Annotated in this window: 28 protein-coding genes; 17 read left to right on the top strand and 11 right to left on the bottom strand. The window is 59.0% G+C overall.

What is annotated here, in order from left to right:
• The first annotated feature begins 189 nt into the window (after positions 1-189).
• The 5 genes from ccmA (at position 190) to AC5I5B_RS20370 (ending at position 3292) form a co-directional block, all read left to right on the top strand.
• Positions 190-831, top strand: a complete 642-nt coding sequence (ccmA, locus tag AC5I5B_RS20390) for a heme ABC exporter ATP-binding protein CcmA (RefSeq protein ID WP_111793370.1) — start codon at positions 190-192, stop codon at positions 829-831.
• A gap of 202 nt (positions 832-1033) precedes the next feature.
• Positions 1034-1693: a heme exporter protein CcmB gene (gene ccmB / locus AC5I5B_RS20385; protein ID WP_003505065.1), complete on the top strand. Its 660-nt coding sequence runs from the start codon at positions 1034-1036 to the stop codon at positions 1691-1693.
• Positions 1694-1753: 60 nt separating this feature from the next.
• Positions 1754-2515 (top strand): heme ABC transporter permease, encoded by a 762-nt coding sequence (locus AC5I5B_RS20380; protein ID WP_111834639.1) that lies wholly within the window; start codon positions 1754-1756, stop codon positions 2513-2515.
• Between the two features lie 4 nt (positions 2516-2519).
• The gene (ccmD, locus tag AC5I5B_RS20375) at positions 2520-2693 is read left to right on the top strand and encodes a heme exporter protein CcmD (RefSeq protein ID WP_035221713.1); all 174 of its coding nucleotides are present in this window, start codon (positions 2520-2522) and stop codon (positions 2691-2693) included.
• Positions 2690-3292, top strand: a complete 603-nt coding sequence (locus tag AC5I5B_RS20370; protein ID WP_003505071.1) for a DsbE family thiol:disulfide interchange protein — start codon at positions 2690-2692, stop codon at positions 3290-3292. Before ccmD ends, AC5I5B_RS20370 begins: the two co-directional genes overlap by 4 nt.
• A gap of 16 nt (positions 3293-3308) precedes the next feature.
• Here AC5I5B_RS20370 and AC5I5B_RS20365 read toward each other — a convergent pair whose 3' ends face one another.
• The 7 genes from AC5I5B_RS20365 to AC5I5B_RS20335 all read right to left on the bottom strand — a co-directional run bounded on the left by AC5I5B_RS20365 (position 3309) and on the right by AC5I5B_RS20335 (position 10688).
• Positions 3309-4490 (bottom strand): GGDEF domain-containing protein, encoded by a 1182-nt coding sequence (locus tag AC5I5B_RS20365; protein WP_162695550.1) that lies wholly within the window; start codon positions 4488-4490, stop codon positions 3309-3311.
• A gap of 119 nt (positions 4491-4609) precedes the next feature.
• Positions 4610-5206: a DUF2585 domain-containing protein gene (locus AC5I5B_RS20360; protein ID WP_111834638.1), complete on the bottom strand. Its 597-nt coding sequence runs from the start codon at positions 5204-5206 to the stop codon at positions 4610-4612.
• Entirely contained in the window at positions 5203-5853 is a 651-nt protein-coding gene (locus tag AC5I5B_RS20355; RefSeq protein ID WP_111834637.1) for a septation protein A, read from the bottom strand. Before AC5I5B_RS20355 ends, AC5I5B_RS20360 begins: the two co-directional genes overlap by 4 nt.
• A gap of 2 nt (positions 5854-5855) precedes the next feature.
• A complete protein-coding gene (gene ftsY / locus AC5I5B_RS20350) occupies positions 5856-7289 on the bottom strand; it encodes a signal recognition particle-docking protein FtsY (protein ID WP_111834636.1) in 1434 nt (477 codons plus the stop codon).
• Positions 7290-7321: 32 nt separating this feature from the next.
• Positions 7322-8596 carry a tRNA (N(6)-L-threonylcarbamoyladenosine(37)-C(2))-methylthiotransferase MtaB gene (gene mtaB / locus AC5I5B_RS20345; protein WP_111834635.1) on the bottom strand — a complete coding sequence of 425 codons (1275 nt, stop codon included), beginning with the start codon at positions 8594-8596 and terminating at the stop codon, positions 7322-7324.
• On the bottom strand, positions 8593-9495 hold the full coding sequence (gene dapF / locus AC5I5B_RS20340) for a diaminopimelate epimerase (RefSeq protein WP_060725469.1): 903 nt from the start codon (positions 9493-9495) through the stop codon (positions 8593-8595). The genes mtaB and dapF overlap by 4 nt, the downstream gene beginning before the upstream one ends.
• A gap of 122 nt (positions 9496-9617) precedes the next feature.
• A complete protein-coding gene (locus AC5I5B_RS20335; protein WP_080868365.1) occupies positions 9618-10688 on the bottom strand; it encodes an MBL fold metallo-hydrolase in 1071 nt (356 codons plus the stop codon).
• 44 nt (positions 10689-10732) lie between these two features.
• On the opposite strand from AC5I5B_RS20335, the gene AC5I5B_RS20330 reads away from it, so the two are divergent.
• From AC5I5B_RS20330 to trmD, 6 genes are all read left to right on the top strand, one after another.
• Positions 10733-11023, top strand: a complete 291-nt coding sequence (locus tag AC5I5B_RS20330) for a hypothetical protein (RefSeq protein ID WP_495752787.1) — start codon at positions 10733-10735, stop codon at positions 11021-11023.
• The gene (gene ffh / locus AC5I5B_RS20325) at positions 11016-12584 is read left to right on the top strand and encodes a signal recognition particle protein (protein ID WP_099085819.1); all 1569 of its coding nucleotides are present in this window, start codon (positions 11016-11018) and stop codon (positions 12582-12584) included. Before AC5I5B_RS20330 ends, ffh begins: the two co-directional genes overlap by 8 nt.
• An 11-nt stretch (positions 12585-12595) precedes the next feature.
• Positions 12596-12913: a chorismate mutase gene (locus AC5I5B_RS20320; protein WP_003520511.1), complete on the top strand. Its 318-nt coding sequence runs from the start codon at positions 12596-12598 to the stop codon at positions 12911-12913.
• 33 nt (positions 12914-12946) lie between these two features.
• Positions 12947-13324 carry a 30S ribosomal protein S16 gene (rpsP, locus tag AC5I5B_RS20315; RefSeq protein ID WP_003505093.1) on the top strand — a complete coding sequence of 126 codons (378 nt, stop codon included), beginning with the start codon at positions 12947-12949 and terminating at the stop codon, positions 13322-13324.
• Positions 13325-13444: 120 nt separating this feature from the next.
• On the top strand, positions 13445-14011 hold the full coding sequence (gene rimM, locus AC5I5B_RS20310; protein ID WP_020809776.1) for a ribosome maturation factor RimM: 567 nt from the start codon (positions 13445-13447) through the stop codon (positions 14009-14011).
• A 4-nt stretch (positions 14012-14015) separates the two neighbouring features.
• Positions 14016-14714 (top strand): tRNA (guanosine(37)-N1)-methyltransferase TrmD, encoded by a 699-nt coding sequence (trmD, locus tag AC5I5B_RS20305; protein ID WP_111834634.1) that lies wholly within the window; start codon positions 14016-14018, stop codon positions 14712-14714.
• Here trmD and AC5I5B_RS20300 read toward each other — a convergent pair.
• Positions 14696-15442 (bottom strand): sulfite exporter TauE/SafE family protein, encoded by a 747-nt coding sequence (locus AC5I5B_RS20300; RefSeq protein ID WP_111834633.1) that lies wholly within the window; start codon positions 15440-15442, stop codon positions 14696-14698. The genes trmD and AC5I5B_RS20300 overlap by 19 nt on opposite strands.
• Before the next feature lie 268 nt (positions 15443-15710).
• On the opposite strand from AC5I5B_RS20300, the gene rplS reads away from it, so the two are divergent.
• The 4 genes from rplS (at position 15711) to AC5I5B_RS20280 (ending at position 20771) form a co-directional block, all read left to right on the top strand.
• On the top strand, positions 15711-16250 hold the full coding sequence (gene rplS, locus AC5I5B_RS20295) for a 50S ribosomal protein L19 (protein WP_003505101.1): 540 nt from the start codon (positions 15711-15713) through the stop codon (positions 16248-16250).
• Positions 16251-16587: 337 nt separating this feature from the next.
• Complete coding sequence (locus AC5I5B_RS20290; RefSeq protein WP_080866478.1) at positions 16588-18321, top strand: type I secretion system permease/ATPase; 1734 nt, start codon at positions 16588-16590, stop codon at positions 18319-18321.
• On the top strand, positions 18314-19627 hold the full coding sequence (locus AC5I5B_RS20285; RefSeq protein WP_060725366.1) for an HlyD family type I secretion periplasmic adaptor subunit: 1314 nt from the start codon (positions 18314-18316) through the stop codon (positions 19625-19627). The genes AC5I5B_RS20290 and AC5I5B_RS20285 overlap by 8 nt, the downstream gene beginning before the upstream one ends.
• A 181-nt stretch (positions 19628-19808) precedes the next feature.
• Positions 19809-20771, top strand: coding sequence for a rhizobiocin (locus AC5I5B_RS20280; RefSeq protein ID WP_111834632.1), 963 nt, complete (start codon positions 19809-19811; stop codon positions 20769-20771).
• A 122-nt stretch (positions 20772-20893) separates the two neighbouring features.
• Here the strand turns inward: AC5I5B_RS20280 and AC5I5B_RS20275 are convergent, their stop codons facing one another.
• Positions 20894-22171, bottom strand: a complete 1278-nt coding sequence (locus tag AC5I5B_RS20275; RefSeq protein ID WP_003505106.1) for an MFS transporter — start codon at positions 22169-22171, stop codon at positions 20894-20896.
• 426 nt (positions 22172-22597) lie between these two features.
• Between AC5I5B_RS20275 and leuC the strand changes: the two genes are divergently transcribed.
• The gene (gene leuC, locus AC5I5B_RS20270; RefSeq protein ID WP_003505108.1) at positions 22598-24007 is read left to right on the top strand and encodes a 3-isopropylmalate dehydratase large subunit; all 1410 of its coding nucleotides are present in this window, start codon (positions 22598-22600) and stop codon (positions 24005-24007) included.
• Between the two features lie 61 nt (positions 24008-24068).
• On the opposite strand, the gene AC5I5B_RS20265 is transcribed toward leuC, so the two are convergent.
• Complete coding sequence (locus tag AC5I5B_RS20265; RefSeq protein WP_060725364.1) at positions 24069-24575, bottom strand: DinB family protein; 507 nt, start codon at positions 24573-24575, stop codon at positions 24069-24071.
• Positions 24576-24672: 97 nt separating this feature from the next.
• Between AC5I5B_RS20265 and AC5I5B_RS20260 the strand changes: the two genes are divergently transcribed.
• Complete coding sequence (locus AC5I5B_RS20260; protein WP_003505112.1) at positions 24673-25269, top strand: TetR/AcrR family transcriptional regulator; 597 nt, start codon at positions 24673-24675, stop codon at positions 25267-25269.
• Positions 25270-25281: 12 nt separating this feature from the next.
• Here AC5I5B_RS20260 and AC5I5B_RS20255 read toward each other — a convergent pair whose 3' ends face one another.
• Positions 25282-26742, bottom strand: a complete 1461-nt coding sequence (locus AC5I5B_RS20255; protein ID WP_065695313.1) for a M48 family metalloprotease — start codon at positions 26740-26742, stop codon at positions 25282-25284.
• Positions 26743-26955: the final 213 nt, after the last annotated feature.

Genomic DNA, 26955 nt, shown 5'->3' with positions numbered 1-26955 from the left:
CGACCATTTCCGCTGTCCGCACGTGAAAATTGCTCCTCGCAATCGTCAAGTCCGGCGCAAGATGATGTTCACGCCGGCCGCTGGCGTGTTGACACCCATATAGATAATTTCAGACAAACGTGCCAGACCATTCAACCAAGCTAATCGATTTTTTTATCGAGACGACGAAATCTGAAACGGAACCGCAGCATGGATTTGACGGCGGAAAATCTTGGCGTGCGACGCGGCGAAGATTTCATATTCATGAATATTTCCTTCAAGTTAAGCGACGGAGAGGCGCTGGTGCTGACCGGGCGCAACGGCTCGGGAAAATCCACGCTGCTGCGCACGGTGGCGGGTCTGCTGCGTCCCGAGCAGGGACGGATTAAGATAGCCGGCGAAGGAATTGAGCCGGACATGCGCCCCTCGGAGGCCTGCCATTATCTCGGCCATCGCAATGCCATGAAAACCGAACTGACCGTTTCGGAAAACCTGCGCTTCTGGAAGGATTTCCTCGGTGACTTTCCCGGCGGCAGGGGCATGGCGATTGATGAGGCCGCGGAGATCGTCGGCCTTGCCGGTATTACCCACCTGCCCTTCGGTTATCTCTCCGCCGGCCAGCAGCGGCGGTTTGCCATGGCGAAGCTTTTGATTGCCTGGCGACCGGTGTGGATTCTCGATGAGCCGACCGCGGCGCTTGATAAGGCTGCGGACGGAATGTTTACCGATCTTGTGAAAAACCACCTTAGAAGGGGCGGGATTGTACTTGCTGCGACCCATCAGCCGCTGGGGTTGGAGAATACGCAGGAATTGCAGATGACGGGGTTTGCAGGGGTGGAGGCTTGGGCATGATGGTGATGTGCGTGCGGCTTACCCCCCTCTGCCCTGCCGGGCATCTCCCCCTCAAGGGGGGAGATCGACTCGCGGTTAGGTCTCGACAATCTCAACGTTTGAGAATGAAGCGTCGGGAAAGCCTCCTGCTGATCTCCCCCCTTGAGGGGGAGATGCCCGGCAGGGCAGAGGGGGGTAACGCCGCGAACACGAGGACGCCCCAATGACCGCCCTCTTCCTCCGCGATATCAAACTCTCCATCCGCGCCGGCGGCGGCGCGCTGATCGGCGTGCTGTTCTTCATGACCGTGGTTGCCGTCATCCCGTTCGGCGTCGGTCCCGATCTCAACCTGCTCGCCCGCATCGGCCCGGCCATCGTCTGGATCGGCGCGCTTCTATCAGCTCTTCTCGGCCTCGACCGGCTGTTCCAGGCCGAACGGGATGACGGATCCCTCGATCTGATCCTGATGCAGGAAACCCCGCTCGTCCTGACCGTCTTCGTGAAATGCCTGGCGCACTGGGTCACGACCGGTCTGCCGCTGGTGCTTGCCTCGCCGCTGCTCGGCCTGTTCATGAACATGGACGAGGTGGCGATCGGCGCCGTCATGCTCACCCTTCTCGTCGGTTCACCCGCCATTACCTTCATCGGCGCGGTGGGCGCAGCGGTTGCCGTTGCCCTGCCGCGCGGCGGCCTTCTGGTCTCCATCCTCGTCCTGCCGCTCGCCATTCCCGTCTTGATCTTCGGCGTCAGCGCTTCCTACGCAGCCGTGCAGGACCCGGCGCCCTTCATGCCGCCATTTCTCATCCTCTGCGCGATCACGTTATTTTCAGCCGTGACCGGCCCTTTCTTTGCCGCTTTGGCATTGCGCAATGTTATGGATTGATGAAGCACCGATTGACAGGGATCAATTGCGGGACGGCCATTCTCGGGTTACACAAACGGCATGAACGAGCAGACCTTCACCATCACCAAATTCAGTGATCTCGCCAACCCCACGCGGTTCCTGGCGCTGGCGGCACGCATTCTGCCTTGGCTCGCGGCTCTGACAGCACTGGTACTGGCATCAGGCCTTTATCTATCCTTCACCACCGATGGCGATTACCAGCAGGGTTATACCGTGCGCATCATGTATGTGCATGTCCCCTCCGCCTGGCTTGCCATGATGTGTTATTCGGTCATGGCGATCTCTGCGATCGGCACCCTCGTCTGGCGTCACCCGCTCGCGGATGTCAGCCATAAGGCCGCCGCCCCCATCGGCGCCGCCTTCACGCTCATCGCACTCATCACCGGCTCGCTCTGGGGCAAACCCATGTGGGGAACCTGGTGGGTATGGGACGCACGGCTGACCTCCGTTTTCGTGCTTTTCCTGATGTATCTCGGGCTCATCGCACTCAACCGGGCCATGGATGATCCGTCCAGGGCGGCCCGCGTCAGCGCCGTGCTGATCCTCGTCGGTTTCGTGAATATCCCCATCATCAAATTTTCGGTCGAGTGGTGGAATACGCTTCACCAGCCGGCAAGTGTCATCCGCATGGGCGGTTCCGCCATCGATGCGGAATTTCTCTGGCCGCTTCTGACGATGGCCATCGGGTTCACGCTGCTGTTCTTCACCTTGCATATCGCCGCCATGCGCAATGAAATCTGGCGTCGGCGTGTCGCAGCGCAACGGCGGCTTGCCGCCCGCATCGCGAACCGGGAGGGCTGAGAGGATGACACACGCCTTTTATATCGGCATGTCCTATGCGGCCACCGGCCTCGTCGTTCTCTGTCTCATCGCCTGGGTCGTCATGGACGGCCAGGCGCGCAAACGGGAACTGAAAGAACTGGAGGCCTCCGGTGTGCGCCGCAGGGCAAGAGCCGGTTCCGCAGGTGACGCGCAATGACGCAGGCCAACCACGACGACACCAAAGCCAAAACGACGGGCCGTGCACGTTATGCGCTGGCGCTTCTCCCGTTGCTGCTGTTTGGCGGTTTCGCCCTCATCGCCGGCAAGATGCTCTACGATCAGGACGTGAACGGGCTTGACATCAGCGCCATTCCCTCGGCGCTTATCGGTACCAAGGCACCCGCCCTGTCGCTACCGCCGCTGGAGGGCTCGAACCTTCCGGCGCTGACCGATACCGCCATCAAAGGCAGGCTGACGCTGGTCAACGTCTTCGCCTCCTGGTGCATTCCCTGCCGGCAGGAGCACCCGCTGCTTCAGGAATTGGCGAAGGACGACCGCATCACCGTCGTCGGCATCAATTACAAGGACAAGCAGGATAATGCGCTGCGTTTCCTCGGCGAGCTCGGTAATCCCTTTGCGGCGATAGGCGTCGATCCGAACGGCAAGGCGGCGATTGACTGGGGTGTCTATGGTATTCCCGAAAGTTATCTGGTCGGCGCGGATGGCACGATCCTTTATAAAAAGGTCGGCCCCTTCGATGCCCGCAGCGTCGAACGGGACCTGCTGCCAGCCATCGCGGCCGCAGCCGGGAAATAACCCACTCCGCAAGGTATCACCCCTTGGTAACGACCCTCAGCGACGGGCCTTCAGCCGGCAGACGCATGCCTTCCAGCACGACTTGGTCGCGACCGCCACGTTTTGCGGCATAGAGACTATCATCGGCACGCTTGATGGCATCGTGGATTGAATGATCCCCCCTCGCGACGGCCGAGACACCGAAGCTTGCCGTGATCTGGCTGGTTACACCCCGGTTGCGCCAATCGAGCGACGAAAGACCTGTACGCATGCCATTGGCAAGTTGGCCGGCTGCGGCAGCCGTCTGGCCGGGCAGGAAGACAACGAATTCCTCACCGCCAAAGCGCGCCACCAGCGCATCCCCGGGCGCGTTTTTTCTGAGAAGATCGGAAAGGCCGATGAGAACGATATCTCCTGCCGCATGACCGTAGACGTCGTTGATGCGCTTGAAATGATCTATGTCGCAGACAATGACCGCGCCCTCAGGCGTATCGTTGCGAAAATCGGGAACACGGTGATCAAAGCCGCGGCGGTTCAGCACGTCAGTCAGAGGATCATGTTCCGCCGCATGCAGATGCCGGTCGACGGTGACGGAAATCTGGCTCGCAAGCACGGAAAGCGCAAGCAGGAAACCGAAAATGCTCGCGGCGAGCTGCATGTAGAAGGCATAATCCGACTCGAAGAATTCGCTGAGCTCGATCATTGAGCCCCCCGGCGTCATCACCAGCAGCATGCCGATGCGCACCAGCGTTTCCACCACCACAAGACAGGCAATTCCCACCATCAGCCTGTCGGCGAGCGCGACGGGGCGCTTTCGCACGAGCCAGACCGGGATCGCAAGCAAAAGGGCGCAGACGAGATCGCCAATGACGAGCTCGCGTTTCAGATCCGGCGTGATGAAAACATGGAAAGAGACCAGCAACACCGCAACCACGACGATCGACAGTCGGGCCGCGGTATGAAGCGGCCGGTCAAAATGGGTAAGCAGCGCGTGGCCATAGAGGAAGAAGGCGGAGAAGAACAACAGGTTCGAAAGGATCGCCTGGACTTCGAAAGGCAGGCCACCGAGCACCAGAGGCGTCGCAAAACCAAAGGCCGCCGAAAGATATCCGATACCCCAATAGCGGGCGGAAGCGTGACCGATCCTCTGCAGGAACAGGAACACCACGCCGAATGTCAGCATGATGAAGGGGAGAAGATAGGCGAAATTATCTTGCAACGGGTTCTGCCAGGAAGAGACGGGTCTTTGAACCCGGACGATACCGCAATGCCCTTAAAAAAAGCCTGCATGTCTCGCGTGGTTTCAGTCCATCCCGGCCAAAATCCTGGCGGCTGCGTTCACATTTGCGGGAGCGCGTTCTGCCATTCCTTGATCGCCTCCACAGGCCAGACCAGCATGACGACGTTCAGCGTCAGATTATCGCGGATCAGCCAGCCGGTGAAGATTTCGAAGAAGATGGCGATCACAACCGTCAGCCACACCGGCACGCGGGCGGCGAAGAGGAAACCCAGCACCATAAAAACCGTATCCATCGCCGAGTTCAGGATGCTGTCGCCGGTGTAACCCAGCGCCATGGTCGCCGTGCGGTAACGATCGATGATGAGAGGCGAGTTTTCAAGGATCTCCCATGCCGCTTCCACCAGAACCGCAAGTGACAGCCGCATGGAAAGCGGTTTGTTGCGGAAGAGCAGCCAGGCGAACCAGTAGAACAGGAAGCCGTGAATGATATGCGAGGGCGTATACCAGTCGGCCAGATGCTGGGAATTGCCCAGTGTGTTCACGCCCGGCTCGAACAGCTTCACATAACCGCATTCGCAGATCGGAATGCGGCCCATGGCATAGAGAATGACGATCTGCAGGAGAAGCAGCCCGGCGGCCACGCCGAACCATTTGAGCGAGCGCGAACGGGAAGCCGACATCTCTGCAATTGTCATTTTTCGTCCTTGTTGAGCGGTTCCAGCGAATGGCGCATGACGAGCGGCATTTGCGCCATGGTGAAGATGATGGTGATCGGCATCGTGCCCCACACCTTGAAGGCGACCCAAGTGTCGGTGGTGAACATGCGCCACACAACCTCGTTCATCACCGCGAGGAAGAGGAAAAACACGCCCCAGCGCAGCGTCAGCTTGCGCCAGCCCTCATCCGTCAGCCTGAAGGCCGAATTGAAGACGTAACCCAGCAGCGATTGCCCGAAGAACAGGCCGCCCAGCAGAATGACGCCGAACAGCGTGTTGACGATGGTCGGCTTCATCTTGATGAAAGTGTCGTTCTGCAGCCACAAGGTCAGCGCGCCGAAGACGAACACCACGATGCCTGATATCAGCGGCATGATCGGCAGTTTCCGAGTCAGCGCCCATGAAACCGAGAGAGCCAGCGCCGTTGCGATCATGAACAGGCCGGTGGCAATGAAGATCGGCCCGCCGAATTCCGTCAGCACGGGGAAGGTGGAGGCCAGCCATTCGCCCCGGGAATTGGCGAAGAAGAACACCATGAGCGGGCCAAGCTCGAGCACGAATTTCAGGAGCGGGCTGATTTCCGCAACCATCTTTTCGCTTTCCTTGGAATTGCTTTCAATATCCATACTCACACTCCCGCAATGGCCTTGGCGAAATCTTCCGCCTCGAAGGGCTCCAGATCATCAACACCTTCACCCACGCCGATGAAATAAACCGGCAGCTTGTGTTTGGCAGCGATGGCGACGAGGATACCGCCCCGCGCCGTGCCATCCAATTTTGTCATAATCAGGCCCGAAACGCCCGCGACATTGCGGAATATTTCCACCTGGTTCATGGCGTTCTGTCCCGTCGTTGCATCCAGCGTCTGCAGCACCGTGTGCGGCGCGTCCGGATCGAGCTTGCCGAGCACGCGCACGATCTTTTCCAGCTCCGCCATCAGTTCCGTCTTGTTTTGCAGACGGCCGGCCGTATCGATGATGAGCACATCGCTTTTCTGCGCCCGCGCCTGCTCATAAGCGTCGTAGGCAAGCCCCGCCGCATCCGCGCCGAGCTTGGTGCCGATGAATTGCGACCCGGTCCGATCGGCCCAGATCTTGAGCTGTTCGATGGCCGCCGCGCGGAAGGTATCGCCGGCCGCAAGCATGACCTTGAGGCCAGAGCCCGAGAGCTTGGCGGCAAGCTTGCCGATAGTGGTCGTCTTGCCGGTACCGTTCACGCCGACGACGAGAATGACATGCGGCTTGTGCGAGAGATCGAGTTCCAGCGGCTTGGCGACAGGCTTCAGGACCTTGGTGATCTCACCCGCCATGATGCGCGCCACATCTTCGCCGCTGACATCCTTGCCGTAACGTTCGGAAGACAGGGCGCCGGTGATGCGCATGGCGGTCTCCACACCCAGATCCGACTGGATGAGAAGGTCTTCCAGCTCATCGAGCGTGTCCTCATCCAGCTTGCGCTTGGTAAAGAGCGCCGAAATCTGCGTCGTCAGCTGCGACGACGTGCGGGCAAGCCCGGCCCGCAGGCGCTGAAACCATGTCAGTTTTACCTGCGGTGCGATAGGGGCGGGTTCCTGCCGTTCACTTGCCGACGAAAAACCCTTGGGCAATGCCGTTGGAACCGCAGGTTCGACGGCACTCGCAGCCTCCGCCTCGTCGAGCAGCGCATCCATCGCATCCGCATCCAGCACGACATCCACAGCTTCCGACAAAGCTTCGTCCTGCTCTTCCGCGGCGGCTTCCGCCTGTAGCAACGACAATGGAACCACGCCCATATCGCCGGAAAGCTCGGCACCGGGAAGAAGCGGCGCGTCCTCTTCCTCATCTTCTTCGGAGAGCACTACATCCGTCGCCTCGTCCGGGGCCGGGCCACCGGCCGTCTCCATCTCCAGTTCGGAAACCGGGTCCTTGTCGACAGCGCCATGCACTTGCGCGTCGCTCAGCGCCGCTTCGAAGGAGGCGTTTTCATTGCCGCGCTCAGACGCGGCGTCCTCTTGCGGCCGCTCTTCCGTTTCGGCCTTGTCCTTGCCGAACGAAAAGACTTTTTTGATGAAGCCGAGGGCCATGGTCGTTCCCGTGTCTTTTCTCTTTAGCCGCCTCAGGCCGCATTTGCCGCCAGAAGCTTCATGTTCAGATGTTTGCCGTTGTGGCCGGTAATCGCAACCTGCGCAAGAGTACGCGCAGGAAGATCAGGCGCCGCGACCAGCGTGAAATTATTGGTATGGGCAAAACCGTTGTTTTCGACGAGGATCGTCTGCATCGAACCGACCATACCTTGCAGATGCGTGAGCCGCAGCGCTTCTCCGCGTTCACGAAGCCTCGCCGCCCGCTCCTTCACCAGCGCGCGGTCGAGCTGCGGCATGCGAGCCGCCGGCGTGCCGGCACGCGGGCTGTAGGGAAATACATGCAGGCTGGAAATGCCGCATTCTTCCGCCAGCGTCGCGGCATTTTCGAACATCTCTTCCGTCTCTGTCGGAAAACCGGCGATCATATCCGCGCCGAAGGCGATCTCCGGCCGCAGCGCCCGCACGTCGCGACAGAAGCGGATGGCATCGGCCCGTGAATGGCGGCGTTTCATGCGTTTCAGGATCATGTCGTCGCCATGCTGGAGGGACAGGTGCAGATGCGGCATGAAACGCGGCTCATCAGCAATCAGATCCATGAGATGATGATCGGCCTCGATACTATCGATGGAGGAAAGGCGCAGGCGCAGAATATCCGGCACCTGCTTCAGCAATGTCTTGGCAAGATAACCAAGCGACGGCTCACCGGGCAGGTCAGCGCCATAGCTGGTCGCATCCACCCCGGTCAGCACGATTTCGCAATAGCCGCTTTCCGTCAGCCTGCGCGCCTGATCCACAACCGCACCCATGGGCACCGAGCGCGAATTGCCGCGCCCATAAGGAATGATGCAGAAGGTGCAGCGATGATCGCAGCCATTCTGTACCTGAATGAAGGCGCGCACATGCCCGTCTATGTGCTTCACCATCTGCGGCGCTGTCGCCTTGATGCTCATGATGTCGTTGACGCGCAGCTTTTCTTCCGCCGAGACGCCGAAATCCGGTAGCGCGCGATAGGAGGCGCTTTTCAGCTTTTCCTCATTGCCCAGCACCGCATCCACCTCGGGCATTTCGGCAAAGGTCTGTTTTTCCGTCTGTGCGGCGCAGCCGGTAACAATGATGCGTGCATGCGGATTGTCGCGCCGTGCGCGGCGGATGGCCTGGCGCGCCTGACGCACCGCCTCGCCCGTCACGGCACAGGTATTGACCAGCACGGCATTGTTGAGCCCGGCTTTTTCGGCCTCCGCCCGCATCACTTCCGATTCATAGGTGTTGAGACGGCAGCCGAAGGTTATGACCTCGACGCCACTCATACGGCCCCCTGTTCGGCCGCAGCATCACGCGACCAGACGCCGGTAACGGGATCGACCATGCCGGACCATTCCCATTCGGCAGGGCCGGTCATGATGACGTGATTGTCCTCACGCCAGTCGATGGTCAGCGGCACGCGGATGGGGCTGGAGGCGACATCGATGGTGACCTTCCGGCCGGTACGGCCGGTGCGGGCGGCGGAAACGGCTGATGCGCAGGCGGCCGAACCGCAGGCGAGTGTCAGCCCTGCGCCGCGCTCCCAGGTGCGGGTGCGAAGCGCACTGTCGGAAATCACCTGCGCCAGCGTGATATTGGCCTTCTCCGGAAACATCGGATGGTTTTCGAGCAGCGGCCCGAAACGTTCGAGGTCGAATTCCATCGGATCACGATCCACCCAGAAGATCGCGTGCGGATTGCCCATGGACATCACAGCAGGCGAGTGCAGGATCGGCGCATCGATCGGGCCAATCTGCAATTCGATGCGGCTGGTATCGTGGAACTCCTCCGAAAGCGGAATGTCGCTCCAGCGGAACCGCGGCAGGCCCATATCGACTGATATCATGCCATCTTCATGTTCGACGGCGTTCAGGATGCCCGCCACCGTCTGGAAGGTGAAGCTAGTCTTGCCCGTTTCGGAAGACAGCGCCTGCACCACGCAGCGCGTGCCATTGCCGCAGGCCTGCGCCTTCGTGCCGTCGCAATTGAGAATATCGATGAAGGCATCCGTGCCGCCAACACGCGGATCGTGGATCGCCATGATCTGGTCGAACTGTGTGGCAGCATCGGCGTTCAGCGCAATCGCCGCCTCCGGCGTGACCATATCTTTACGGCCGCGCATGTCGATAACGAGGATCTTGTTGCCAAGCCCGTTCATCTTCGCAAATTCGACCGTATCCGCCATCGCCTTAAACCTGAAAACTGTCTGAAAACCGGTTTGCATTCGGGATTTGCCCCGCGCTTTCGCCCTATATGGCGGAAAGACCGGCAAATTACCAGACTGTTGCGGCGCAAACGGGGCTGCGGTCAGACGGAAGGCACGTCGAAAACTTCACCGGGACGCATTGGCCGGAAACGGCTTTCGTCGACCCCCTGCTCCGTCAACGCAACCTTGAGGGCCGCAAGCGGCGCATCCACGGCCTCGTCCGTCAACTGTACTGTCCCCCAATGGTGCCCGCAAACATGCGCCGCGCCGCAAAGCTTCATTCCTTCCACGGCTTCCGCCGGGTTCTGGTGCTGGCCCTTCATGAACCAACGGGGCTCATAGGCACCGAAAGGCAGGTTGGCGAGACGGAACTCACCGTGCTTCTTGCGCGCGGCGTGATAGTTGAGGCCCTCGTGAAAGCCGGTATCGCCTATATGGTAGATTTTACCGCCTGGCGTTTCGATGACGAAGGCGGCCCAGAGCGCCATGCGTCGGTCGTTAAGACCGCGGGCCGACCAGTGGTGGCACGGTTCGAAATGAATTTTCACCGAACCTGTCTCCACCACATCGCCCCAATCGCCGACCTTGATACGCGCCGCCTCGACACCGGTGCGAATAATCGCGTCATTGCCGAGCGGCGTGATGAAAAGCGGCTTGTGCGCCACATGCAGGCGCTTCAACGTTTCCATATCCAGATGGTCGTAGTGATTATGGGTCACCAGCACCAGATCGATGGGCGGCAGATCCTCGAAACGGATGCCGGGCGGATTGACCCGTTTGGGACCGGCAAAACTGAAAGGGCTGGTGCGCTGCGACCACACCGGATCGACGAGAATATTCAAACCCGCCGTCTGGATGAGAAATGAAGCATGGCCCACAAAGGTGACGCGCATGTCCCTGCCTTCGATGCGGGCTTCCGGCTTTGCGAAGGGAAAGGGGCTCGGATAGCTTTCCGGCCATGTGGCGCGCTCGCCATTGAAGCGCCATTTCAGCAGCCCCATGAAATTGCCGGGCGGCGAACCGCCGGGGTTGAAGAAGCGCATCCCGTCGAAATGATCGGAGATCGGGCCGCTATAATAGGCGCTGGCGCTCGAACGGCGGGCATAAAGGCCACCACCCGCCAGAGCGAGCAGGCCAAGAGCGGAAAAACGAAAAAATTTTCGACGGTTCATGACAAATGTATAGGGAGCGAAAGAGGGCCGTTCAAGCACCGCCAATGGTGGCCGGCGACCAATCACGCAAAGATGAAATGCAGGCCTTCGCGCCTGAAACCCGGCACCGCCTTGACTTTTCCCGCGCTTTCCTGTTTATCGCCGCCAATCAGCTGGCAGTTTCACGACTCCAAGCCGCCGACCGGGACCCGCAAAGGTATAAAGAGATCCCGGAGGTCAACACCCGACAGCGCGATGCGCCCTCGGGTGCTTTTTGGCTTTTCGTCTTGTTTTTGGCAGCGAAAGCACCGACGTTTCGGAAACCCCGGAACGAAGAAGGAAGAAACGATGTTTGAAAACCTCCAGGACCGCCTTGGTTCCATTCTGAATGGACTGACCGGCCGTGGCGCGCTGACGGAAGCCGATGTTGCTGCCGCCCTGCGCGAGGTTCGCCGTGCGCTTCTGGAAGCGGACGTTGCGCTGGAAGTCGTGCGTTCCTTCACTGACAAGGTGCGTGAAAAGGCTGTCGGCGCAGCCGTTCTGAAATCCATCAAGCCCGGCCAGATGGTCGTCAAGATCGTGCATGACGAGCTTGTCGAAATGCTCGGCACCGAAGGCGTCTCGATCGACCTGCATGCGGCCGCCCCCGTCGTCATCATGATGGTGGGTCTGCAGGGTTCGGGCAAGACCACGACAACAGGCAAGATCGCCAAGCGCCTGACCGACCGTGACAAGAAGAAGGTGCTGATGGCATCTCTCGACACGCGTCGTCCGGCCGCACAGGAACAGCTTCGCCAGCTCGGCGTGCAGACCGGCGTCGATACGTTGCCGGTCATTGCCGGCCAGTCGCCGACAGATATCGCCGCGCGCGCCGTGCAGGCTGCAAAGCTCGGCGGCCATGACGTCGTCATTCTCGACACCGCCGGCCGTACCCACATCGACGAACCCTTGATGCTGGAAATGGCCGACATCAAGAAGAAGTCCAATCCGCACGAAATCCTGCTCGTCGCGGATTCGCTGACCGGTCAGGACGCCGTCAACCTTGCACGCAATTTCGATGAGCGCGTCGGCATCACCGGCCTCGTACTGACCCGTATGGACGGCGACGGACGCGGCGGTGCGGCCCTCTCCATGCGCGCCGTCACCGGCAAGCCGATCAAGCTGATCGGTATCGGCGAGCGCATGAATGAACTCGACGAGTTCCATCCGCGCCGTATCGCCGACCGTATTCTCGGCATGGGCGACATCGTCTCGCTGGTCGAGAAGGCCGCCGAAAACATCGATGCGGAAAAAGCCCGCGCCATGGCCGAGAAGATGGCCAAGGGCAAGTTCGACCTCAATGATCTGGCCGACCAGCTTGGTCAGATGAAGAAGATGGGCGGCATGGGTGGCATCATGGGGCTGATGCCCGGCATGGCTGGCATGAAGGACAAGATGGCTTCGGCCGGCATGAACGACAAGATGTTCGACCGCCAGATCGCCATCATCTCCTCGATGACCAAGGCGGAACGCGCCAATCCCGATATTCTGAAGCACAGCCGAAAGAAGCGCATCGCCGCCGGTTCCGGCACCGATGCCGCTGAAATCAACAAGCTTCTGAAGATGCATCGCGGCATGGCCGACATGATGAAGGCCATGGGCGGCAAGGGCAAAGGCGGCATCATGAAGCAGATGATGGGCGGCCTTGCCGGCAAGATGGGCCTCGGTGGTCTTGGCGGCGGCATGCCTGATCTGTCGAACATCGATCCGAAGCAGCTTGAAGCGCTCCAGAAGCAGGCAGAAGCCGCCGGTCTCGGCAAGCCGGGCGGGATGCCCGGCCTCGGCGGCATGCCGGGCGGATTGCCGGGCCTCGGCAGCGCCAAGCTGCCAGGTCTTGGCGGCATGCCGGGCCTGCCCGGCTTTCCGAAAAAGAAGTGAGGGGGACACCAGTGAACAATGCAGAGGTGAAAGCCCAGCTTTCCGAATACCGACAGTCGATCGACAATATCGATGCCGCACTGGTTCACATTCTTGCCGAACGTTTCCGCTGTACCAAGGCGGTGGGCGTGCTGAAGGCAAAATACAATTTGCCGCCGGCCGACCCGGCGCGCGAGGAATACCAGATTGAACGCCTTCGCCACCTGGCAAAGGATGCCAATCTGGATCCGGATTTCGCCGAGAAGTTCCTGAACTTCATCATCAAGGAAGTCATCCGGCATCATGAAGCAATCGCCGCCGAACATGGCGGCACCGAAAAGACCGCCTGAAAGGCGGACAAGCCATCCTAAGGAGTAAATGACATGGCACTTAAAATTCGTCTCGCACGCGGTGGTTCCAAGAAGCGCCCGTACTACCAGATCGTCGTTGCTGACGCCCGTTCGCCCCGCGACGGCCGTTTCCTCGAGAAGGTCGGTTCCTGGAACCCGATGCTTGCCAAGGACAACCCGCAGCGCATCGAGCTGAAGGCTGACCTCATCAAGGAATGGATCGCCAAGGGCGCACAGCCGACCGACCGCGTTCTGCGCTTCCTCGCAGAAGCCGGTCTTGCCGAGCGCGCCGCTCGCAGCAACCCGGAAAAGGCAAAGCCGGGCAAGCGCGCTCTGGAGCGCGTCGCTGAAAAGAAGCAGAAGGCTGAAGATGCAGCCGCTGCTGCTGCGGAAGCCTCTGCCGCAGAATAATCTGCGCAGAATCTTTTGAAGAACGGGTGGCGTGGTTTTCCATGCCGCCCGTTTTTTGTTTATTTTGGCGTCAACAAACCTTAAAGCTGACGCAACCACCACCAGAAGACGGACGGCCCGATGGCAAAGCTGGAAAACCCGGTACTCATGGCAAAGATCGGCGGCGCGCAGGGCCTGCGCGGTGAGGTCCGTGTCAGCACCTATACGGCCGATCCGATGGCGCTCGGCGATTATGGCAATCTGGTCACCGCCGATGGCCGCATCTTCGAAATTCTTGAGGTGCGCGAGGGCAAGAACGTTGTCGTCGTTCGTTTCAGGGGCATCAACGACCGCAATGCGGCCGAAGGCCTGAACGGGCTGGAACTGTTCATCGACCGCGATAATCTGCCCGACGACGAGCTTGACGATGACGAGTTTTATTATGCCGATCTCGAAGGGCTGGAAGCCGTTGATGCCGAAGGCAAAAGCTATGGCGCCGTCAGCGCCGTCTATGATTTCGGCGCGGGCGATCTGCTGGAGCTGAAAGGTGCGGGCCGTCGCCCTGCCCTCATACCCTTTTCGGAAGCAGCCGTGCTTGAGATCGATCTCGAAGCCGGGCGCATTCTCATCGACCCGATGGCCGCCGGACTGATCGACAATCCCGACGACAAAGACGAAACCGGCGCATCGCCTTTCGGCAAGAAATAAAGCAATGACTTTCAAGGCCACCGTTCTGACGCTCTACCCGGAAATGTTTCCGGGACATTTGGGATATTCGCTGGCGGGCAAGGCGCTGGAACGCGAACAATGGTCGCTTGAGGCCGTGCAGATTCGCGAATTCGCGACGGACAAGCACAGAAGCGTCGATGACACCCCGGCAGGCGGCGGTGCCGGCATGATACTAAAACCCGACATTCTTGCTGCAGCCATCGACCATGTTTCGGATGGCGATACGCGACCGCGCCTGCTGATGAGCCCACGCGGCAAACCACTATCGCAGGACCGTGTGCGCGAACTGGCGGTTGGCGACGGTGCGATCATCGTCTGCGGCCGTTTCGAAGGCGTCGATCAGCGGGTCATAGAGGCACGCGGGCTGGAGGAAGTGTCGATCGGCGACTACATCCTCTCAGGCGGCGAGCCGGCCGCACTGACGCTTCTGGACGCCATCGTCCGCGTCCTGCCGGGCGTCATGGGCAACGATCTGTCAGGTGTGCATGAAAGCTTCGAGGGCGGGCTGCTGGAACATCCGCATTATACCCGTCCGCAGGCATGGGAGGGCCGCGATATTCCCGCCGTCCTCACGTCAGGCAACCACGCCGCCATCGACAAATGGCGGCACGAACAGGCGCTGGCGCTGACGAAGGAAAGACGGCCAGACCTTCTTAAAAAGGCTCAGGCCGAGACGAAATAATAGGCCGTCAGCACCAGGCCGACCGCGATGACCAGCCAGCGAATGATCCATTGCGGCACGCGCCTTGCCGTGTGCACGCCCGCATAGCCGCCAAGTGCCGCTGCCGGGAACATGATGAGCGCCGCCCACCAGGATACGACGCCGCCGCTGACGAAGATCGTAATCGCGATGATGGCGATCACCACCGACAGCAGGTTCTTCAGCGCGTTCAGATGATGATAGCTGCCGCCCGAGGTGATCCCGAGGATGGCGAGCATCATGATTCCCATGCCGGCACCGAAAAAACCGCCATAGATGGAGGCGAGCCCCTGAAAGACGAGGCTCGGAAGATTGCCGGGAGACCGCTCCGCACTGACCTTCGGACGCAGCCACGGGCCAGCGGCGAAAACGGCGGTGGCGGCGAGAAGCAGCCATGGAACCAGCTGGCGGAAGGAAGGATTGTCGAGCGACAGCAGAAGCAGCGAGCCGGCCAGCCCGCCGACGACGGAAACGGCTGACAGCAGGATCGCCTCGCGCCAATGCGCACGGATTTCCGGCCCATAGGCGATGACCGAGGTGATATAACCCGGAAACTGCACGATAGCCGAAGTGGCATTGGCAACGATGGGCGGCAGGCCGGCCAGCGTCATCGCCCCGAAGGTCAGGAAAGTGCCGCCGCCGGCAATGGCATTGACGACACCCGACAGAAAGCCGGTCGCAAACAGCATGAGAACGATGAATGTGGACATGGCCCCTCCCAAGGTTTTCATGCCATATCCGGCAGAAAGCCGCTTCGCAACTGCAGGAACGCGGTGCGCAATTGATAAAATATTGTCACGAAAGGGATGACAAACGGCGCTGCCTCGTGTATGTGCCCGCGTGGAATTGGGGTTTACCCCTTTAACCGCAAGCAAAGAATGGCGAACCCGCTCCTGCCGCAAGGCATGATCCCAAGGCTTTGACCGAAGGACGAACCGTTGAGCGCTCTGGCTGTTTCAGAAGAAATCAGAGGTTAACATGACCAATATCATTCAGCAGCTGGAAGCCGAACAGGCTGCCAAGATCGAAGCAAAACGCACCCTGCCTGAGTTTTCTCCGGGCGACACCCTGCGCGTCAACGTTCGCGTTACCGAAGGTAACCGTACCCGCGTTCAGGCTTACGAAGGCGTTTGCATCGCCCGTTCCGGCGGTGGCCTTTCCGAAAGCTTCACCGTTCGCAAGATCTCCTACGGCGAAGGCGTCGAGCGCGTATTCCCGATCTACTCCCCGCTGGTCGAAGGCGTTGAAATCGTTCGCCGCGGTAAGGTTCGTCGCGCGAAGCTCTACTACCTGCGCGACCGTCGCGGCAAGGCTGCCCGTATCGTTGAAAACACCGGTACGCGCGCCCGCAAGCTGAACGAATCCGAGCGCCAGGCAGCAGCCGAAGAAAAAGCACGTCTGGAAGCCGAAAAGGTAGCAGCAGCACAGGCTCTCGCCGCCGAGAAGGCAGCAGCCGAAGCCGCAGAAGCCAAGGCAGCAGAAGAAGCAGCAAAGGCTGCTGAAACCGCAGCCGAATAAGATTTCCATTTCGATGGATTAAAGAAAAGGCGGCCTTCGGGCCGCCTTTTTTGTGGTGTCTCGCTGCAAACCTAAAGCCGCAGACTGAGAATTGGCAAGCGGCCTGGAACTATGTTGCACGAGCGGTTTTATGCAGCTTGGAAAATCGAAAGAAAACTCGCCTTACTGCCCGCCTGCCGCGCGACCTTTCAGTCATTTCTCATGAAAGGATGCAGAAAGATTCCAATCAACTACAGATACTTACTTAATTTTTTCGTGTGGGTGTTTTAGCCCATCCTCGAATAGCATTGCCTAATTCCCTTTATTGTGCAATTTTCTTGCTGTTTTAGGTGTTATTATGTTTTTATTTAATTCTTTTTTAACAAGAAATAAGTCCGCTTTCCTGGCAGTTGGCCTCGCCAGCGCGTTGATGAACATCCTTAATCTTTCCGGCTCACTTTTCATGCTGGAAGTTTACGACCGCATTCTGCCCAGCAAGAGCATTCCCTCTCTTGTGGCGCTGGTCGTTCTGCTGATCGTTCTCTACGCGTTTCTCATGGGGTTCGACGCGCTGCGAGGCCGTATATTGGCGCGCATCTCGGACAATATGGACGACGCGCTCAATCAGAAGCTTTTCAGGGCGTCGATCAGCGCCCCGCTCCTTGCTTCCGGGAAGATCGATGGGCTGCAGATCGTCGGTGATCTCGATCAGATCCGCCAGTTTCTCTCAGGGCCGGGGCCTGCGGCCTTTTTCGATATTCCCTGGCTGCCCATCTATCTCCTGATCTGTTTTGCCCTGCATCCGTGGATCGGGTTCGCTGTGCTCGGCGGAGCCGTGGTTCTCATCGTGCTGACGCTTCTGACCAATTGGCTGACCGAAAGGGCGACAAAGCAGGCTTATACTGCGCGAGGGCAGAGAAACGTCCTCGTCGGCAGCAGTCAGCGCAACATTGAATCCATCAAGACCATGGGCATGATGGATGCAGTGACGTCCATGTGGGACGAGTTGCACTCCAGATATCGCTCCGTCACCCTGTCGACTTCAGATACGGCCGGCATGCTCGGTGCCATGTCGAGAACCTTCCGCCTGTTGCTGCAATCCGGCGTCATGGCCATCGGCGCCGTGCTTGTCATCGACGGCCATGCATCGGCGGGCAGCATCATCGCAGGTTCGATTCTCTCTGCGAAGGCGCTCGGCCCTGTCGAACATGCAATCGCGAACTGGCGCAGCTTCATGACCGCAAGACAGGGCTGGAAACGCGTCAACGAGTTCCTGGAGCTGGTGCCGGAACCCACACCGCCGCTCTCCCTGCCGCGCCCGCAATTTACCGTCGCAGTCGATCGTGTAACGGGTGGGCCGCCCAATGGCGCACGCGATACGGTCGCCGATATTTCCTTCACGCTGAACGCAGGCGACGGGCTAGGCATCATTGGCCCAAGCGCGTCCGGCAAGTCCACGCTGGCACGCCTGATGACCGGCATCTGGCCCTATGAACGTGGCTCCGTCCGCTTTGATGGGGCCGCACTCAACCAGTGGGATTTCGAGTTTCTCGGCAAATCCATCGGTTACATGCCCCAGCAGGTGGAACTGATGCCGGGGACGGTGGCGCAGAACATTGCGCGCTTCGACCGCAATGCGACTGCGGAAGCAATCGTCGCCGCAGCCAAGGCTGCGCAGGTGCATGAGCTGATCCTGAACCTGCCCAACGGTTACGATACCTATATTGGCGACCGCGGCGAGGCTTTGTCGGGCGGGCAGAAGCAGCGCATCGGCCTTGCCCGTGCCCTGTTTGGCGAACCCTTCTTCGTCCTTCTCGATGAGCCGAACTCCAATCTGGACAGTGAAGGCGAAGGAGCCCTGCGCAATGCGATTGGCGACATCAGGGCGCGCGGCGGCATCGTCGTCGTCATTGCCCATCGCCCCAGCGCCATCGAAAGCGTCAATCTGGTGATGGTGATGAGCAACGGCCGGATGCTGCGCTTTGGCACGAAGGAGGAGGTGCTCGCGCAAATCCTGCGGCAGAACATCCGCCAGGTGCCTGAGGAGGAAGAAACGCGCAAGATTGAAAACCGGGTGAGCGAAAATGGTTGAAGCGGAAAAACCCGGCATGACGAATGCGTCCATTCTCAGACATTCGACGGCAGTGGTCGTTCTCGCCCTTGGCCTTTTGGTCGGATTGGGCGGCTGGGCTGCTTTCGCAAAGCTTGCCGGTGCGGTGGTGGCCACGGGCCGGGTTGTCGTTGAAGGCAATTCAAAAAAAATCCAGCATCTTTCCGGCGGCATCGTCAGCGAGATCAATGTCGCCGAAGGTGACAGGGTAGAGGCCGGCCAGATCCTCCTGCGGCTGAGCGCCACCGTCGTTCAGGCGAACCTCTCCATCATCGAGAATACGCTTGCGCAGCTCTACTCGCGTCGGGCCCGTCTCCGTGCAGAGATTGCCGAAGCACCGTCTTTCACTGTAACGGAAGACCTGGCGGCGCTGACGAGTTCGAAGGCGGCCAAGACCTTCATCGACAGCGAACAGAACCTTTTTAATAGCCGTCGCAACGCGTTGGTCGGCATGAAAAAGCAGTTGGGAACGCGCAAGGACCAACTCGGTGACGAGGCGCGTGGCCTCGAGGTGCAGGTGGAGGCGACGGACAATGAGCTTGCCATTGTAAAGGACGATGTTTCCAAGACGGACGAGCTCTTCAAAAAAGGGCTCGTGACGCTCCAGCGCCTCAATCTCCTCAAACGCCAGCTGTCCAATCTCGAAGGCCAGCAGGGCCAATATATCGCCGCTCGTGCGCAAACGGTGGGCAAGCTGAGCGAACTGGATCTGCAACTGCTTCAGCTCGACGAAGACCGCAAATCGGAAGTCACGAAAGATCTGACATCAATCGAAGCGACCGTTGCGGAATATGAAGAACGGCTGGCGGCGACGCGCGACCAGCTGGATCGCCTCGACATCCGCTCGCCGATTGCCGGTCGCATCTACCAGCTTTCAGTGCACAATATAAATGGCGTCATTCAATCCGGCGAAGTGCTGATGCTGGTGGTGCCGGAGCGGGATGAGCTTGCGATCGAGGCCAATATAACCCCGCGAGACATCGATCAGATTTACGTCGGGCAACCGGTCACCGTTCGCTTTACGGCGTTCAACCAAAGCACGACGCCGGATTTGAGCGCGGAGGTTGCTGTCGTTGCCCCCGATCTGCAGACGGATTCCCGAACTGGCACATCTTATTACGCGTTGCGCATCAAACCCAACAAGGCCGGCATGACGCACCTACCTGGCGGGAAGTTGTATCCTGGCATGCCGGCAGAAGTATTTATCCAGACCAGCGAGAGGAGTGTTCTTTCTTATTTCGTAAAACCATTCCAAGACAGGCTCAGAAAAACCTTCGTTCAGGAATGATTTATTTCAGAAAAAGCGGCTTTTAGAGAAAATTTCTCAATACACCAAATACGCGATTTTTCGAAAAAAACGTATTTCTTATATTGTATTATCGTTTTTTATGTATTAAATATTACCCGCAATAATTACTATTAATTTAATTTCAATTCATCAATTTCTCAAAGATTTATAGGAGTTTAAAATGGCGTTAAAAGTAACTTTCGGTAATGGCGGCGCCGCTTCGGTTTCCTCGCTTACCAGCCTGATCGACCAGGAAGCTTATAAGCTCCTCACGGAATCGACCGCTCAGGTCAAGAACGGTTCCTCGCTCGAATCCGGTAGCGTCAATGTCGGCGCTGTATCAGTTCCCGGCACCGGTGCAGGTGGTACGGTGGATGTCGGTTACGATGCCTCCTCGAACGGCTTCAAATTTGACGTATCGTCAGCATGGAATTCGGTAAAGAACGCTCTCGCCCAGTCCGACACCTCTGAAAACCTTATCTTCAAGGATTTCGTTCAGGTCGACGTTCATCTTGGCGGCACCGGTTCGTCCACCGTGGAAGTTCTCAATGCCAAGCGTGGCAACATCACGACCGGCGCTGGCAATGACACGGTCACCGTCTCTGTCGTTTCAAATGAAAAGACCTGGGTAAACAATTTCAACATCGATACCGGGGCAGGCAACGACACTATCAAAGTCAAGGCTGGCGCGGCATTTAACGACGCCTCTTCGGCTGGGACGGGCGGTCTTGCCGCCAATACAGGCGCTGTGAACGGCGGCGCTGGTATCACGGACGGCAGCTTCACCTCTGTGAAGATCAATGCGGGTGCCGGCAACGATTCCATCGACCTGAGCGAGGTAAAGCTTGCTTCGTCGCTGGTAACCGGCGGTAAGGGTATCGATCACATCATCGCAAGCGGTGGCGCCGATACCTTCGTCTTTAATCTCGGCGACATGGCCAAGAGCTTTGCGACTGATACCATCGAAGGCTTCAACGCCGCCGTGGACAAGCTCAAGCTGGTCGGCACGGTGATCGATAACTGGGCGGTATCGACGATCGATAACGACACCATCCTCAGCTACAACGTCACTGGCGAGCACAAGGGCGAAAAGATCGTTCTCTCCGGTGTTCACCTGACCGGTAGCGATTGGTTCACCGCGTAATTCTCTCGAAGAGAATTTCATTATTTGCCGCTTAAAATGATCGTGGCCCGGAAACATCCGGGCCACGATTTTTTACAGGTGCGACGGTCGGCAATCGTGTCAGCTGTCGCGATCTTCCAAAGTCAGGCGGCCCCGACCTGATTGCCCATTCTGCGCGTTGCGACGATGACAAGCACCCCGGCAAGCGCCAGGCAGAAAGCAAGGAAGAACATCGGCGCAATGGTGCTGCCGGTCTGATCCTTGATCCAGGGCACCACATTCTGCGCCACGAAGCCACCCAGATTGCCGACGGAATTGATCGCAGCGATACCGGCAGCCGCACCTGCTCCCTTGAGGAAGCGGCCGGGCAGGCTCCAGAATACCGGCTGGCCGGCAAAGATGCCTGCGGCGGCGATGCAGAGGAAAGCGAACTGCAGGACCGGATCACTGAGCAATGCCGACATCAACAGGCAAAACGCACCGATGAAGGCAGGGCCGACGATATAGGGCGTCTTGTTCTTTGCCTTGTCGGCTGCCAAAGGCACGACGAACAGGGCAACGGCGACGATCACCCAGGGGATGATGTTGATGAAGCCGTTAGCGGTGTTGGAAACGCCGAAGCTCTTCACGATCGTCGGAAGCCAGTAGCTGAGACCATAGGCGGCCAGCGGAAAGCCGACATAGCAAAGCGCCATGAACAGAACGCGCGGATTGACCAGCGCCTTGAAGCCGTCCTCCGCATGCTCTTCCATGCCCTTGTTCTCTTCGGCCAAGCGGTTCTTCAGCCAGGTTTTCTCATCCTGCGTCAGAAACTTCGCCTTTTCCGGCGTATCATCAAGATAAAAGAAGGTGGCGATACCGGCGATGACGGCCGGAATACCCGTGGCGAGGAATACCCATTCCCAACCGGCATAACCGAGGAAACCATCCAGATCGAGCAGCATGCCGCCAAGCGGCGCGCCGATAGCATTGGCAAGCGCGCTGAAGATCATGAACAGGCCGATCATGCGGCCACGATAATCGCGCGGGAACCAGAGCGTCATCAGGAACAAAACGCCGGGGAAGAAACCCGCCTCGCAGAGCCCGAGCAGGAAGCGCAGGATGTAGAACATCGTGGCGTTCTGCGTATAGGCAAGCGCGATGGTGACGGCGCCCCAGGAAACCAGAATGCGGGCGAACCATTTGCTGGCGCCGAAACGGTTGAGGAAAAGGTTGCTCGGCACCTCGAAGAGGAAATAGCCGATGAAGAACAGCGAAGCGCCAAGGCCGTAGGCATATTCGCTGAGGCTCAGCGCATCAACCATCTGCAGCTTGGCATAGCTGACATTCTGGCGGTCGATATAGGCGATGAGATAAAGAAGGCCAAGAAACGGCATCAGCCGCCAAGTGATCTTCGAGATAAGGGCTTTTTCGGATACCATATGCTTTTCCCTCCCTTCGATTGCTCGTCGAAATGCAAATGATAAGGGAACCCATCTATATGTGCGTTGCAAAATACGCAAGTTGCACTGCATCATAACCAGCGGCGACAACTAGAAGGCAGGCCCGTCAGGGGCTTCGGCCATGATGCAGTGCATATAGAAAATGCCGAGCCGTCGCGTTCAAGGCTGTACGCATTCATATTGCCGTAAAACCGGCGATCTGCTATGAACGCTGCCATGGGATCTAAATTCGGATGTCTCGCGCAGAATGTTTATGTGCTGCAGGACCACAAGCGTCTGCCGGCACGGTTCTTTGCGCGCGTTTCCGGGGCGCTCACCAGCCGACTTAGGCTCGCCTGACAGCAGCACGCTGTCCACCGCCTTACTGAACCCTCATTACCCTTTTATATGACAAGGCACAGAGCCATGAGCGCACCCCGCACCCTGTATGACAAAATCTGGGACGACCACGTCGTCAATCGTGATCCCGACGGAACCTGTCTTCTCTACATCGACCGTCACCTCGTCCATGAGGTGACGAGCCCGCAGGCCTTCGAAGGCCTGCGCATAGCCGGTCGCCCCGTGCATTCACCTGCCCGCACGCTGGCCGTCGTCGACCATAACGTTCCAACCACGGCCGACCGGCTGGAAGGTATCAAGAACGAAGAAAGCCGCATTCAGGTAGAAGCGCTCGCGCAGAACGCTAGGGATTTCGGCGTCGAATATTATTCCGAGCGCGACAAGCGCCAGGGCATCGTTCACATCGTCGGCCCCGAACAGGGTTTCACCCTGCCGGGCATGACGATCGTCTGCGGCGACAGTCATACCTCGACCCACGGCGCCTTTGGCGCACTGGCGCATGGCATCGGCACCTCGGAAGTGGAGCACGTTCTGGCGACCCAGACGCTGATCCAGAAAAAGGCCAAGAACATGCTGGTGCGTGTCGACGGCAAAATCCCGGATGGTGTTACCGCCAAGGACATCATCCTCGCCATTATCGGCGAGATCGGCACGGCTGGCGGTACCGGTCACGTGATCGAATTTGCCGGCGAGGCGATCCGTTCGCTCTCCATGGAAGGCCGCATGACGGTCTGCAACATGACCATCGAGGGCGGAGCCCGCGCAGGTCTTATTGCACCTGACGAAACCACCTTTGATTACATCAAAGACAAGCCGCGCTCGCCGAAGGGCGAAACGCTGGAACAGGCCATCGCCTATTGGAAAACGTTGAAGTCCGACGAAGGCGCACATTACGACAAGGTCGTGGTACTGAACGCGGCCAATCTGCCGCCGATCGTCTCCTGGGGCTCGTCGCCGGAAGACGTGACCTCCGTTGAAGGGATCGTTCCCAATCCGGATGATATCGAGGAAGAAAACAAGCGTACCTCCAAATGGCGTGCGCTGGAATACATGGGCCTGAAGCCCGGAACGCGCATCACCGATATCGCCATCGACCGCGTCTTCATCGGCTCATGCACCAATGGCCGCATCGAAGATTTGCGCGCGGCGGCGAAAATCGTCGACGGCCGCAAGGTCGCCCCCACGGTCTCGGCAATGATCGTACCCGGCTCCGGTCTTGTGAAGGAACAGGCGGAAAAGGAAGGTCTCGACAAGATTTTCCTCGAAGCCGGTTTCGAATGGCGCGAACCGGGATGTTCCATGTGCCTTGCCATGAATGACGACCGCCTGAAGCCCGGCGAACGCTGTGCCTCGACCTCGAACCGCAATTTCGAGGGCCGCCAGGGCTATAAGAGCCGCACCCACCTCGTCTCCCCTGCCATGGCAGCAGCGGCGGCGATCGCCGGTCATTTCGTCGACGTGCGCGAGTGGCAATAGGTTCCTGACACCATCGTTTCAGGAAAGCCACCCGTCCCACACAGGGGCGGGTGGCTTTTTATTATGCCCCCTGCAAACGCCGTTGCGGCTGCGTGCCGTGCAGAAACACAGCAAAAGTATCCCAGGGCGGCGTGATGGAGAGCTGGCTCAGAATACGCGCGACCTCCCCTCTGTGAATGCCGGCATGCAGGACCATATGCGAGATCATCTCGGCACGGGACATGTAACCTTTGTCACCATCCGTAAAGGTGAAGGCGACAAATTCGCCAAGCGATGCCGGTGATGTTTTCCCGATGTAGTCGAGATACCAGCCATCCAGAGCAGCGACATCCTTCGCAAGATCATCCAGCTGCGGTGTTGCCTCGGTATTGTCGGAGAGAAAACCGTGCGCCGCTCCGGTGAGATGGCCCGAAAAAATCCTTGCGACCACGTAATAATGATTGATCAGCCGAATTGCCATTTGCCGCTCGGATGCGTTCTGGACGGGATCGAGTTGTTGCAGCTTCTCGAACAAGTCCCTGTTCGCCCATGCGTGATAGCCGAGCAGGCTCCTGAGCAAATCCCTCATGACAATATCCTTTACATCTGAAAAATGTGAGCACTATGTTTATATTTTCGTCATGGAGGATGCCTTGTCTACTCGCATTGCAAAGCGGAAAACCGAGATGCGCAAGGAGCCGCGTCAGGAGCGTTCCAGGGCAACGGTCGATGCTGTCATCCATGCGGCGGCTCGCATTTTAAGCGATCACGGCTGGGCGGGTTTTACCACGAACAGGGTCGCCGAAACGGCCGGCGTCAGCATCGGCTCGCTCTATCAATATTTCCCGGACAAGGTTTCGATCGTGGAAGCGGTACGCCATCGTCACCTCGAGGACTGTCTCTCCATCATGAAGAGCATCGCGCAAAAGCGGCAATCGCTCGCTAGATTCGTTGAAGAGCTCGTGACCGGCATGATCGGGGTCCACAGCATCCATCCCGGCCTTCACAAGGTCCTTCTGGATGATGCGCCGAGCCACCAAGGAACGAACGATCCCAACAGCGCTTTCGAACAGGAATATCTCGGTCTCTATGCGGCAGCGATCGCGGCACATATGACAGCCGGTTCAAAGGTCGAAAGCGGAACCGCAGCGCGGATCGTATCGGATGCCATTGACGGCATCATTCACAATGCCGCCCGCCGCGGAGAGCTGCAGTCGCCCAAAGTCAGGCGGGAAATGATCGCACTGGTTCACGCCTACCTGTCGCAGGCAACCGGCGAATAGGAGGCCGCAAGCTTATTCCGAAATGATCTTCACCCGTTGCCCGGGCTGGATTGTGGCGGTGGCGCTCATGGCGTTGATCATGCGGAACATGTCCAGCTTCCGGTCGGTTCCCATCATCCGCGCCGCCATCGTCGCCACGGTTTCACCGGGCTTCACCGTCACCACCCGCACCCTGAGCGGCTTCAGCGAGGCTATTTCCTGCGGCGTCATCTTGCGGAAGCTGGTGCGCAATGTGTTGGCGATGGAATCGAGCTGGGTATTGCCCTTCGGCACGGCCGTCAGGAAACGAAATATCTGCTGGCCGACGCGAATGACGGTCACGTCGAAATCCCATTTATCCGCGCTTGCCCGCGCCGTCGCAGCCTCCAGACCGTTGATCTGGGTTTCCTTGACGGTTTCCGGCAACAGGCCGGCAACCCAGCCGCTGGTCAGATAATTGGCAAGGCTTGTCTGTTTCGGATCGGCGACGCCGTCGAAGCGGATGGCCATATCGCCCGGCCCCGTCGCCAGAACGGCCTCAACCTTGTTGTCGATGACGAAACCTTCCGGCACATCGAAACGAATGCCGAGCGTTCCGTGCAGGAATGTCTGGCCCCGGACATACCCTTCCTGCGGGCTGTCGCCATAAAGCAGGCCGTCTATGCCGTCCAGAAACCACTCGCGACCACGATCCCCGACCTGGCCGTCCTGGCCGAAGGCGCGGGCATGACGGCGCGCAAGCTCGATACGCTGCGGCGTGTTGGGGTGGCTGGAAAGGAAGTCGAGGCTCTGGTCGTTTTCAGGATCGGCCGAGGAAAACCGCGCATAGGCCGCCATGGAATCCAGAAAACGCGGCGAGGCAAAGGGGTCATAACCGGCCTCGCCCAGCATCCGCACGCCGATCACATCCGCCTGCAATTCCTGCTGACGCGAAAAGGCCGCGAGCCGCAGCTTGCCGCGCGCAAGCGCCTGCTTGCCGGCGAGATCACTCGACAGCACTTCGGCAACCACGCGGCTGGCAATCACCTCCGCCTCTTCCCGGCGCTGGCGTTCAATGCCATGGTTGGCGGTGACATGGCCCATTTCATGCGAAAGCACGGCAGCCACTTCCGAAGCATCGTTGGCAAGCGCCAGAAGCCCACGCGTCACGTAAAGATATCCGCCCGGCAGCGCAAAGGCATTGATGGCCGGCGAGTTCAGGATGGTGATGCGGTAGGACTGTTGCGGATTTTCCGAAACCGCCGTCAGCGCGCCGGCGATGCGGGCGACGAGCCTTTCCGTCTTGGCGTCACGATATTCGCCGCCATAACTCGCCACGATGCGCGGATGCTCGCGCGCACCCATCTGGGCGCGGGGATCATTCTTCTGCACTTCTTCCACGGTCTGCGGATTATCCGAGGGACGCAAGGTGGACTGGTAGGCCGGGCTGAAGAGAGACTGGCACGACGACAGGAACACCGCAGACGCTGTCAGCACGGAACAGGCGGCAGCCATCCTGCCCGAACGGCGAAGGCCTGAACGGGAGAAGAGCCTCCACTGTGCAGTCATGCTATTTCTCATTCTCTATGCCTGCCCCTAACGTTCCTGATCATCCGTTAATTGCAGACCAGAATAACAGATTCGCCCCAACGGGCGATGAATGCCAAAACGGTAAAAACGATCCATCAAGTCCGGAATATTCCTGAAGAACGCAATAATTCCCATCTT

The organism is Agrobacterium sp., from assembly GCF_059499945.1.
Note: the sequence above shows the minus strand (reverse complement) of the source record. Positions and strands in the feature narration are given on the sequence as shown.

Excerpts from the sequence above, each read along its gene's own strand:
- AC5I5B_RS20265 (WP_060725364.1), bottom strand. The coding sequence starts at position 24,575 with ATGAGGGATTTGCTCAGGAGCCTGCTCGGCTATCACGCATGGGCGAAC.
- ffh (WP_099085819.1), top strand. The coding sequence starts at position 11,016 with ATGTTTGAAAACCTCCAGGACCGCCTTGGTTCCATTCTGAATGGACTG.
- AC5I5B_RS20370 (WP_003505071.1), top strand. The coding sequence starts at position 2,690 with ATGACGCAGGCCAACCACGACGACACCAAAGCCAAAACGACGGGCCGT.
- AC5I5B_RS20355 (WP_111834637.1), bottom strand. The coding sequence starts at position 5,853 with ATGGATATTGAAAGCAATTCCAAGGAAAGCGAAAAGATGGTTGCGGAA.
- leuC (WP_003505108.1), top strand. The coding sequence starts at position 22,598 with ATGAGCGCACCCCGCACCCTGTATGACAAAATCTGGGACGACCACGTC.
- rplS (WP_003505101.1), top strand. The coding sequence starts at position 15,711 with ATGACCAATATCATTCAGCAGCTGGAAGCCGAACAGGCTGCCAAGATC.
- AC5I5B_RS20285 (WP_060725366.1), top strand. The coding sequence starts at position 18,314 with ATGGTTGAAGCGGAAAAACCCGGCATGACGAATGCGTCCATTCTCAGA.
- rpsP (WP_003505093.1), top strand. The coding sequence starts at position 12,947 with ATGGCACTTAAAATTCGTCTCGCACGCGGTGGTTCCAAGAAGCGCCCG.
- AC5I5B_RS20335 (WP_080868365.1), bottom strand. The coding sequence starts at position 10,688 with ATGAACCGTCGAAAATTTTTTCGTTTTTCCGCTCTTGGCCTGCTCGCT.
- dapF (WP_060725469.1), bottom strand. The coding sequence starts at position 9,495 with ATGGCGGATACGGTCGAATTTGCGAAGATGAACGGGCTTGGCAACAAG.
- AC5I5B_RS20360 (WP_111834638.1), bottom strand. The coding sequence starts at position 5,206 with ATGACAATTGCAGAGATGTCGGCTTCCCGTTCGCGCTCGCTCAAATGG.
- AC5I5B_RS20280 (WP_111834632.1), top strand. The coding sequence starts at position 19,809 with ATGGCGTTAAAAGTAACTTTCGGTAATGGCGGCGCCGCTTCGGTTTCC.
- AC5I5B_RS20300 (WP_111834633.1), bottom strand. The coding sequence starts at position 15,442 with ATGTCCACATTCATCGTTCTCATGCTGTTTGCGACCGGCTTTCTGTCG.
- AC5I5B_RS20275 (WP_003505106.1), bottom strand. The coding sequence starts at position 22,171 with ATGGTATCCGAAAAAGCCCTTATCTCGAAGATCACTTGGCGGCTGATG.
- AC5I5B_RS20380 (WP_111834639.1), top strand. The coding sequence starts at position 1,754 with ATGAACGAGCAGACCTTCACCATCACCAAATTCAGTGATCTCGCCAAC.
- ftsY (WP_111834636.1), bottom strand. The coding sequence starts at position 7,289 with ATGGCCCTCGGCTTCATCAAAAAAGTCTTTTCGTTCGGCAAGGACAAG.
- ccmB (WP_003505065.1), top strand. The coding sequence starts at position 1,034 with ATGACCGCCCTCTTCCTCCGCGATATCAAACTCTCCATCCGCGCCGGC.
- AC5I5B_RS20330 (WP_495752787.1), top strand. The coding sequence starts at position 10,733 with ATGGTGGCCGGCGACCAATCACGCAAAGATGAAATGCAGGCCTTCGCG.
- mtaB (WP_111834635.1), bottom strand. The coding sequence starts at position 8,596 with ATGAGTGGCGTCGAGGTCATAACCTTCGGCTGCCGTCTCAACACCTAT.
- trmD (WP_111834634.1), top strand. The coding sequence starts at position 14,016 with ATGACTTTCAAGGCCACCGTTCTGACGCTCTACCCGGAAATGTTTCCG.
- AC5I5B_RS20255 (WP_065695313.1), bottom strand. The coding sequence starts at position 26,742 with ATGGCTGCCGCCTGTTCCGTGCTGACAGCGTCTGCGGTGTTCCTGTCG.
- rimM (WP_020809776.1), top strand. The coding sequence starts at position 13,445 with ATGGCAAAGCTGGAAAACCCGGTACTCATGGCAAAGATCGGCGGCGCG.
- AC5I5B_RS20290 (WP_080866478.1), top strand. The coding sequence starts at position 16,588 with ATGTTTTTATTTAATTCTTTTTTAACAAGAAATAAGTCCGCTTTCCTG.
- AC5I5B_RS20260 (WP_003505112.1), top strand. The coding sequence starts at position 24,673 with ATGCGCAAGGAGCCGCGTCAGGAGCGTTCCAGGGCAACGGTCGATGCT.
- ccmD (WP_035221713.1), top strand. The coding sequence starts at position 2,520 with ATGACACACGCCTTTTATATCGGCATGTCCTATGCGGCCACCGGCCTC.
- ccmA (WP_111793370.1), top strand. The coding sequence starts at position 190 with ATGGATTTGACGGCGGAAAATCTTGGCGTGCGACGCGGCGAAGATTTC.